The organism is Peloplasma aerotolerans, from assembly GCF_030012175.1.
GTDB lineage: Bacteria > Bacillota_I > Bacilli_A > Acholeplasmatales > Acholeplasmataceae > Peloplasma > Peloplasma aerotolerans.
In genome coordinates this window covers 1-9,273 of sequence record NZ_JASCXW010000040.1, presented here as the reverse complement: position 1 = coordinate 9,273, position 9,273 = coordinate 1, and the positions used below count along the sequence as shown (strand labels likewise).

Below are 9,273 nucleotides of genomic sequence, written 5' to 3'. Positions count from 1 at the left end.
ACAACTTTGAAATACACTTAAGACAATTTTACATAATCAAATCAACTTAATGCTCTTGTATTTTAAATATCTTATAACTATGTTATACTAGTTGTGTGAAAGCAATCGTGGCTAAGAATTTGTGAGGATAATATAAAAATGATTTGAGTGACTTTTTTCCCGCGTCTAAAAATGAATATTTGATTGATGATCTACTAAAAATCGATTAAAAATATAAGGATTTAAATATTCACATGATAAGAGGAGAACTATGAACGTATTATTTTGTTTAACACCGAAAGAGAAAGTTGCGTATATTTATAATGACTATACAATACGACAAGCATTAGAAAAAATGCAGATTTATCGCTACAATTCGATTCCCATTTTGAATCGAAAAGGAGATTATGTTGGAACACTTAGTGAGGGTGATTTACTTTGGTATATCAAAGATCATCAGCTAGGCTTTGAACAGACAGAAACTAAATCTGTAAAAGTTGTACCAAGAAATAAGGATAATGTATCAGTTCCGATACATACAAATATGGAAGATATCATCGAAGTCGCTACAAAACAAAACTTTGTTCCTGTTTTAGATGATTACGGAGCTTTCATTGGAATTATCACTAGAAAAGATATTTTTAATTATATGATTAAACAAATGAAAGTCAATGAAGAACGTAAATAACGTTCTTTTTTTCATAAAAAAAGAAGCCTTTCGACTTCTTTATGAGTTAAATATGAAACCTTCTTCTAAATTCTTCTCGACTTGATTTGGAAGGCAAAAAGATAATGCCTAATAAAGTGAATGCTGAGAATGAAAAACATATCATACTTGGCCACATCACTGTTGTTAAGTTTAACAAGTTAAATAAACCAGGAACCAAGCCAATGACAGTAATGATACTTAAACTTGCGAAATAGTCAAACCATTTTTTCTTATTTACAATAATTAATATTGATATTAAAAATATGTTTGCTGTAATCGCTAAGGGAAGAACATAATCCAATGCCCAAGAATGATCGCGAATTGCTAATCCGACCAACACAACACTAGCTACGGTGAGTATAATACCCTTTGTGAGTTTTGATATCCATATGGTAGGCACTGTTAAAACGGTGAACATAATGACCACATAAGCATTTGTAATCGATACGATTAATGACCAAGTTAATGGTGTTCCACTCATGTAATCTAAATATAAAACAACAATAGCACTGATGATATTTAAAAAATAGAATAAACGTAAATAAAATTTAGATTTTGAACGATTTGTCACTTCAGTGAATTTATAAATTGGTTCTACATCACCTTCGTGTTCCAATTCACCATTACAGAGCAAACAATGTTTTAAATCAGTATCATAATGAACCTTGCAGGTTTTACAATATTTCATCGTAACCCTCCTTATAATTCGTGTCTAATGTAACGCTAAGACCTTCATCAACTAAGAAAGAGATGATATGATTCATGATTGATAAATCTTTAAGTGGCGAACTCATTAAAATATTTGTGTGATGATCCATTGAGATTAAAGTCATTGCATGACCATAACCGGCATTGACAAAATCAATATCATAGACTTTATCTTTAAAGCCTGATGGTAAATCAACAATACCTAAATTTGAAATAGAACAACTACTGATACTTTCACCTAAAATATTATAACCAATTTTAAAGGCTATCGTTTTTAGAACTAAAGGTAGAACTCTAATCATTGCGTTCTTTTCAAGACTTACAAGAGAACTAATTCTAGATTGTAATTTATCGCGATCTAATTGATCAGCAAATTGTTCCTTTGTTAATTCAAGCATGTTTTCAAATGTCCAATCAGTTCTTTCACTTGAATATGTTCCTTTAATATATAATGAGAAATTTCTTAAAGTTACAGAATTAAAATAAGGTCTTAAGTTTACAGGAATAAATACTTTCAATGGTTTCTTTTTGCCAACAAAGTCAAGCGTTTCTTTATAGATACTATAGGCAAGAAGTGCAGTAACAAACTGAGTTATCGTGCATTTATATTTTGTCTTTACTAAAGTAATAAAAGCTTTTGTGTCTAATCGAGCTTTAATCAATAAAACCCAATGTCTACCAAAGCGTTCACCTTCAAGATGATATGCTTTTTCTTCTTTTAAATTGCGAATTTTACTTTTGTCATAATTCGTAATGAAGTTGTCTTCGCTTTCTTTTTTAGAGTATGGTTTCTCACTCAAAATCTTTCCTTCGTGATCTATTTTGAATCCTCTTAGCTTGAAGTAGTGGTAAACAATTGATTTTAGTAATGCTAAGGCACCAGTTCCATCTGTAAGTGCATGAAAGGTTTCAAGTGTTACCTTATTATCTAAATAATAGACTTTAAACATGTAACCTTGATTTGCGTTCGGCTTAAAATATTTGCATATCTCAGCAGGTTCTTGTTCAACAAAAAAATATCTATTATTCGATGAAAAATAATTCCAAAATAAGCCATTTTTCATTTGTACAGCGATGGTTTCAAAACGAGGGAGCACTTTATTAACGGCTTCCTCTAAAATATCTTTATCTACGATTTCATCTAGATAAAATGACAATCGAAATACATTACTTCGATCGTCTCTTGAAATGGCTGGAAAAATTTTTCCAGCATTATCTAGTTTGTACCAATATTTTTGTTTTTTCAATTTTATCACACCTTATGTATTTCATAATTGTAGCACATTGATATACTTTATTATACACTTTTTTATTGATATGAAAAACAATATAGTAAACTTAACACATTAAATATTACGAATTCGAAACATATTATTTGATTTTTTCTATTTTATAGATAAAATGAAAGTATATGGAGGTATTATATATGAAACAAGTAAATGGGATTCATCATGTGACAGCAATCACAAGTAGTGCTGAAAAAATATATGATTTTTTCACAAACATTTTAAGTATGAGGTTAGTGAAAAAAACGGTTAATCAAGACGATATCCAAACCTACCACCTATTTTTTGCAGATGACGAAGGAAATGCAGGAACGGATATGACATTCTTTGATTTTAATGGTGCTGCACAAGCAAAAAAAGGAACAAACGAAATCGCGAAAACATCATTTAGAGTACCAGATAATCGTGCATTACTTTATTGGAAAAAAAGATTTGAAAAATACAATGTTAAGCATGCTGAGATTAAAGAGCTTTTCGGTATTCAGTCATTAGAATTTGAAGATTTTGATGGCCAAGAATACGTTTTGTTCTCTGATGAAAATGATCAAGGTGTCAAACCTGGCATTCCATGGAAAAATGGACCAGTTCCAGAAGTTTTTGGCATTAGAGGTTTAGGACCAATATTTTTTAGAGTGGACAAAATGAATTTAATAGATCATGTATTAATAGATTATTTAAATTTCAAAAAGACAGATGAAGAAGCGTTGTATACACGGTATCAATCCGGAATCGGTGGAAATGGAGCAAGTGTTATTGTAATTGAAGATAAAGAACATCCTCAAGCCATTCAAGGTTATGGAGGTGTTCATCATGTTGCGTTTAGAGTAAATGACAAAAAAGATATCTATGATTGGATTCAACACTTAAATCAAATTCGAGCACCTCATTCAGGTGAAGTTGATCGTTTTTATTTCACATCTTTATACACAAGATTGTATCCAGGACTATTGTTTGAATTTGCGACAGAAGGACCTGGTTTTATAGATGATGAAGAATCTTACGAAACTTTGGGTGAACAACTAGCATTACCGCCAAAATTTAGAAACAAAAGAGAGCAGATAGAAAATATGGTTAGGCATATAGATACGAAACGAAGCGATAAAGTATTTGAAAAAGAGTTTCTCGGATTCGAGGAATGAAGATGAGAGAAGACCAAGATTATCTAAAACTGACGACTATATTGTTTAGAGCGATGCAAAATGTTGAACATGTGTTAAAAAAAGATATTCAAACCTATGATTTAAATCCAACTGAGTTCGGAACATTAGAGCTTTTATACCATAAAGGAAAACAACCTATTCAAGCAGTTTGTAATCGTCTATTAATGGCAAATAGTAGTTTGACATATGTCGTTAATCAACTCGAAAAAAAAGAATTTATTAAAAGAGTTTCAAATAAAAAAGATAAACGGATGACATTAATAGAACTAACGCTTAAAGGGAAAGATTTTTTTGAATCTATTTTTGAAACTCACGTTGTCACTATCAAAGAAATCTTTAGTAGTTTAGAAGATCATGAAGTTGTCCCATTGATGGCTATGCTAAAAAAAATAGGCTATAAAGCGTTTGAAATGAATGAAGTGAGAAAATGAATCATATATATCAAAAAGGAAAAAATGATATCACATTATTGTTACTCCATGGTACAGGCGGTAATGAGTATGATTTGTTACCTCTAGCTAAACATATAGATCAAGAAGCTAGTTATTTAGGTGTTAGAGGTAATATTTTGGAAAATGGCATGTCAAGATTTTTTAAACGTATCTCAATGGGTGTATTTGACGAGATAAGTTTAAAAGAGGAATCAATGAATCTATATGACTTTATTGATAAAGCATCTATAAAATATGATTTTGATCGAAATAAGATTGTTGTTATTGGATATTCGAATGGTGCCAATATAGCTGCTAATCTTATGCTAACATATACAAATCCCTTCAATAGAGCCATATTGTTTCATCCGATGGTTCCATCAAGAAACAAATTAAACAATAAACTGAATCAAATGAATATATTCATAAGCTCAGGGAAAAATGATGCTATGGTTCCACAAAATGAAGTGTTTGAGTTAACAGAGATGTTTGAGTCGCTTGAGGCTAATGTAGATGTATATTGGACGGATGCAGGACATCAATTAACTCATGAAGAAATAACAAAGGCAACTGAGTGGTATCATCAGAACAAATCAACATAAGCTTGTTTTCTTTTGTATGTATTCATGTTAAGATGAAAATAGCGAGGTGATAAGATGTTTGATATTAGCAATCAAGATATACAAAAAGTCATCGATACAACAGTCCTATCTAAGAATCCATTAGTTTTTAGTAATTTTCCAGTCAAAGAAAAAAGAAAATACATTGTATTATGTATGATTGTTCATTTTTTTGAAAAAGATAAAAAATATCATGAAAGTGAAGTCAACGAAATTTTGAAACCAATGATTCATGATTTTGCAACGGTTAGAAGATATCTTGTTGACTATAAATTTTTAGATAGAACAACTGATGGTAAATCTTACTGGTTAATCGAAGACTTAGAAAAATTTAAGAAATATGATATTGGTCATTAATGAAAAACCGAGTTAGCTTTTATGCTATTACTCGGTTTTCTTTTTAAATGTTTTAAATGTTTTTATATAATCAATGACATTAGTCCGTTTGATTCTTTTTACTTTAACAAGCCATTTGACAGTATCATATATGGTATCATCCATACTTCTTGGTGTATAGTTTAGGTCAACATGGGCTAATTGATGTGAAAAATATGAGTTGCTAGAAATAGTATATAATGAATAAGATGTATATATAGGTGGAAGTTTTCTTAATTTATAATAGAATTCTGCAAGAGGTGCTGTTACTTTAGCAAACCACATAGGTAAGACATGGATATGTCTTTTCTTACCACTGATTTTTCTTAGCTGTTCAAATAACTCACTTAAAGTGACTCTATGTCCAGATAAAATGTAACAGTTTCCGATTTGTCCTGATACTGAAGCTTGAATAATACCACTCGCTACATCTCTAACATCGACGAAATCATAAGCTCCATTAATTCTTGAAGTTAAATGACCATTTAGGTAATCTTCAATCATCATCGTCATATGAGATCTACCATAATCGTTGGGACCGATGATACCTGAGGGATGAACGATAATCGCATTAACCCCTTTTTTTACAGAATCAAGAACATATTGTGAAGCGATAGATTTTGATTTTGCATATCCTCCGATAACTAGATCAGGATTGAAATCACTAATCTCAGTCATCATTTCATTGTTTTTCTTTTCGGGTATAGCATGAACAGAACTGACATGAACCAATTTACTGACTTTATATTTTAAGCATAAATCGACAATATTTTTGGTGCCATTCACATTCACATCATGTATAATAGGTTTCATTTTAGAAGAAATTGAAACGATACCTGCAGTATGAATTACAATGATTTCAGATGTGCTAATATCTTGAAATAGAGGTTCAAGTTGATTAACATTTCTAACATCACCACAAAAAATCTCAACACCTAAAGATTTAAGCATTTTTTTTGAGTCATTTGGTAAAATGAATCCTCGGACGATTTGATTTTGGTTTCGAAGCATTCTAACAATTGTATTTCCTAGATGACCGTTTGCTCCAGTAACAATATAGATTCTAGACACGGTTATCACCTCTATCTATCTTTAACTTATACCTAAATATGATTTTTAGCAAATAAAAAAAGCAATTATACACATTATGGTATAAAAACCACAAATAATTGCTTGGTTATTTACTGTATTATGATTTTAATGATGTTTTGATGATGATTTCTAAAGCTTTTGTTATTAATTTTACATCCATACTAAACTGATTAGGTTTGTCAATTACTTGTTCATCTATATATGGAACATGGATAAATCCAGCCTTAACTTTTGATAGTCTAGAGTGATATAGATAATCTAGGACTGAATACATTAAATGATTACAAACATAAGTGCCTGCTGAATTTGAGACTGATGCAGGTATTTCATTTTTTTCCAACTCTTGAATAATAGATTTTATTGGCAACGATGAAAAATAAGCATTCAAGCCACTTGGGTTTATGACTCTGTCTGTTGGAGCAACTCCTTGATTATCTGGAGTTTTAGAATCATCAATATTGATTGCTACTCTTTCGATAGAAATTGATTTACGACCACCTGCTTGTCCAACCAAAATAATAATATTAGGATTAATTTTTTTAATGTGTTCAATGACGTGTTTAGAAGATACATCAAACAAAGTAGGTACCAACAGTGTATAAACGTGTGCATCTATATTAGGAATATCTAAATTTTTAATGGCTTCAAATGATGGATTGATCGTCTCTCCACCAAAAGGTTCAAAACCGGTAATTAAAACTCTTTTCATTTTTTATACCACCTTCAATATTATTTTAGCATGAAAAAGATGTTGATATCGATTTTAAGTTAATGATTCATGACTAAGCTAGTCATAGAACACTAAGTGTTCTAGCTAATTGATTTAAAACTCGATGTTTGATATAATTATCATGTTGAGATTTTTCAATAGTATGATAAAATCAAATGATTTAAAATATAATTTAAAAAGATTCTGATTTTTAGAAAATGAGGACAAAACGATGAGAATGAATAAAGAGATTGTTAAAGCTCCATATGAAAAAGTTACACTTACAACACTTGAAAACAACCATGGAATGAAAGTTGTTCTTTCATCATTTGGTGCATCTATTTATAGTATTGAGTATGATGGTGTTGAGATGACACTTAATACAGAAAAAATAGAAGATTTTTTTGTATCACCTGCATATTATGGAAAAACAGTAGGAAGAATTAGCGGTAGACTGTTTGGTCCAGATTATGAAATCAACCATCAAGTTTATCAGGTTAAATTAGAAAAGGATCAAATTGCAATGTTACATGGTGGATCGAAAGGTTTTTCTATGCAAAAATTTGAGATTGATGACCAGTACATTGATCAAAATATTGCATCAATAACATATCGTTATCACAGCCCAAATATGGAAGAAGGATTTCCAGGCAATCTTGATTTGATAGTTGAATATCAATTGAATCAACTAAATGAATTAAAAATTATCATTAAAGGCAACACTGACCAAGATACTTTATGTAATATTACGAATCATATCTATTTCAATTTATCAAAAACCAACCAAAAAGTCCATCATCAGATATTATCAATTGATGCTGATCATTATGTTGATGTTGATGATCAATATCGCTTTAAAACTAAAAAGCATGTTGAAAACACAATTTTTGATTTTAGAAAGGCAAGAACTGTTGGTGGGTCTATTGAGGCACTTAAAGATTCTGCATTACTTGGCATTGATCATACTTTTGTATTAAATGAAAATCCAACACCAGCTGCTTATTTGTATGATCCTATATCAAAATATCAAGTTACTGTTGATACATCATATCCTGCCGTTGTTGTTTACACACACAATTTACCGTCTACATTCAAGTTAAGAGGTTTAGATCATCCAGGTGTACATTGTGGAATTACATTTGAGTGTCAGTATGAAGCAGATGGTATTCACCACCAAGAACTTAATTCTGCTATTTTGAAAAAAGAGAATCAATATAATCACTATATCAATTTTAAATTTGAAAAAAAGTAATTTTAATATTTTGATATATACTGAAAAGGTGTGAGGTCTATGAAGATAGTTGAACTAAGCAAATCTGAATATAAAGGTTATCAACTAGAATATGTATATCAGACTAAAGCATACTATGATATATCAATAAAAAAACGGAAGAAGATAACAATTACCATTCACAGGAAAAAAGTTTTCAAGAAAATAGAAAAAACATTCGATGCAAAACTATTTGAAGATTATATCGAGTACCCTAAAGCATTTGCAGTCTTCGACCGTAAAAAAATTGTAGCAGTTATTGAAGGAGCAATGGAATCATGGAACAAAAGATTTCGGGTTTGGAATTTTCTAGTCGAGAAAAAATATAGAAAACAAGGTATTGGTTCTGAACTATTTCAATACATTATGCAGTATGCAAAAAATGAAGGAGCAAGAGCTATTATACTAGAAGTTCAGTCGTGTAATGATCCTGCTATTCAATTTTATATGAAGCAAGGTCTTCATTTTGTAGGGTTAGACACGATATCATATACAAATAATGATATCCAAAATAAAGAAGTTAGACTGGAAATGGCTAGAAGATTAGAGTGATTTATTAGGTAATGAAATATCTATAAAAGTAGTTTTAAAAAACTGCTTTTTTTTATATAATATTGTGATATACTGATTGAGGTGATTGCAAATATGTACAAGTTATGGACTAGAAATTTTAGCATATTAACGATAGGTTCATTAATATCCGCCTTTGGTAGCGCAGCTGCTGGGGTGGCTTTTGGTATTCTCATATATCAAAGAACAGGATCACCACTCACCTTAGCATTATTTACAGTTGCAAACATTGTTCCTAGAGTTATTACAGGATTCTTAGCTGGACCATTTGTTGATCGGCACTCGAGAAGAAGAATTATTTATCTAACATGTTTCAGAAAACTCCCTCTTCAAAGCATTAAGTGAAAGATGAATGAAACTAACT

The 9,273-nt window shown here is 30.5% G+C and carries 12 protein-coding genes; 8 read left to right on the top strand and 4 right to left on the bottom strand.

The genetic code is table 11. The features are described 5' to 3' along the window. The first annotated feature begins 250 nt into the window (after positions 1-250). On the top strand, positions 251-667 hold the full coding sequence (locus QJ521_RS08710; protein WP_282840087.1) for a CBS domain-containing protein: 417 nt from the start codon (positions 251-253) through the stop codon (positions 665-667). Positions 668-713: 46 nt separating this feature from the next. Here the strand turns inward: QJ521_RS08710 and QJ521_RS08705 are convergent, their stop codons facing one another. Together QJ521_RS08705 and QJ521_RS08700 are read right to left on the bottom strand one after the other, a co-directional pair. Beyond that, positions 714-1,376 (bottom strand): DUF6320 domain-containing protein, encoded by a 663-nt coding sequence (locus tag QJ521_RS08705; protein ID WP_282840085.1) that lies wholly within the window; start codon positions 1,374-1,376, stop codon positions 714-716. Beyond that, positions 1,363-2,643 carry a hypothetical protein gene (locus QJ521_RS08700; RefSeq protein ID WP_282840084.1) on the bottom strand — a complete coding sequence of 427 codons (1,281 nt, stop codon included), beginning with the start codon at positions 2,641-2,643 and terminating at the stop codon, positions 1,363-1,365. Before QJ521_RS08700 ends, QJ521_RS08705 begins: the two co-directional genes overlap by 14 nt. 179 nt (positions 2,644-2,822) lie before the next feature. Between QJ521_RS08700 and QJ521_RS08695 the strand changes: the two genes are divergently transcribed. The 4 genes from QJ521_RS08695 to QJ521_RS08680 are packed head-to-tail and all read left to right on the top strand — an operon-like array spanning position 2,823 to position 5,250. Beyond that, on the top strand, positions 2,823-3,821 hold the full coding sequence (locus QJ521_RS08695) for a ring-cleaving dioxygenase (protein WP_282840083.1): 999 nt from the start codon (positions 2,823-2,825) through the stop codon (positions 3,819-3,821). A gap of 2 nt (positions 3,822-3,823) precedes the next feature. Then, positions 3,824-4,273, top strand: a complete 450-nt coding sequence (locus tag QJ521_RS08690) for a MarR family winged helix-turn-helix transcriptional regulator (RefSeq protein ID WP_282840082.1) — start codon at positions 3,824-3,826, stop codon at positions 4,271-4,273. Continuing rightward, a complete protein-coding gene (locus QJ521_RS08685) occupies positions 4,270-4,875 on the top strand; it encodes an alpha/beta hydrolase (protein WP_282840081.1) in 606 nt (201 codons plus the stop codon). Before QJ521_RS08690 ends, QJ521_RS08685 begins: the two co-directional genes overlap by 4 nt. 54 nt (positions 4,876-4,929) lie before the next feature. Then, positions 4,930-5,250, top strand: a complete 321-nt coding sequence (locus QJ521_RS08680; protein ID WP_282840079.1) for a DUF2087 domain-containing protein — start codon at positions 4,930-4,932, stop codon at positions 5,248-5,250. 27 nt (positions 5,251-5,277) lie between these two features. On the opposite strand, the gene QJ521_RS08675 is transcribed toward QJ521_RS08680, so the two are convergent. Continuing rightward, positions 5,278-6,339, bottom strand: coding sequence for an NAD-dependent epimerase/dehydratase family protein (locus QJ521_RS08675; protein ID WP_282840078.1), 1,062 nt, complete (start codon positions 6,337-6,339; stop codon positions 5,278-5,280). A 118-nt stretch (positions 6,340-6,457) separates the two neighbouring features. Then, positions 6,458-7,069: a pyroglutamyl-peptidase I gene (pcp, locus tag QJ521_RS08670; protein WP_282840077.1), complete on the bottom strand. Its 612-nt coding sequence runs from the start codon at positions 7,067-7,069 to the stop codon at positions 6,458-6,460. Between the two features lie 232 nt (positions 7,070-7,301). Here pcp and QJ521_RS08665 point away from each other — a divergent pair, with 232 nt between their 5' ends. From QJ521_RS08665 to QJ521_RS08655, 3 genes are all read left to right on the top strand, one after another. Next, positions 7,302-8,321 (top strand): aldose epimerase family protein, encoded by a 1,020-nt coding sequence (locus tag QJ521_RS08665; RefSeq protein WP_282840076.1) that lies wholly within the window; start codon positions 7,302-7,304, stop codon positions 8,319-8,321. A 39-nt stretch (positions 8,322-8,360) separates the two neighbouring features. Next, positions 8,361-8,891 (top strand): GNAT family N-acetyltransferase, encoded by a 531-nt coding sequence (locus QJ521_RS08660; RefSeq protein ID WP_282840075.1) that lies wholly within the window; start codon positions 8,361-8,363, stop codon positions 8,889-8,891. 93 nt (positions 8,892-8,984) lie between these two features. After that, on the top strand, positions 8,985-9,254 hold the full coding sequence (locus QJ521_RS08655; RefSeq protein WP_282840074.1) for an MFS transporter: 270 nt from the start codon (positions 8,985-8,987) through the stop codon (positions 9,252-9,254). Positions 9,255-9,273 lie beyond the last annotated feature (19 nt).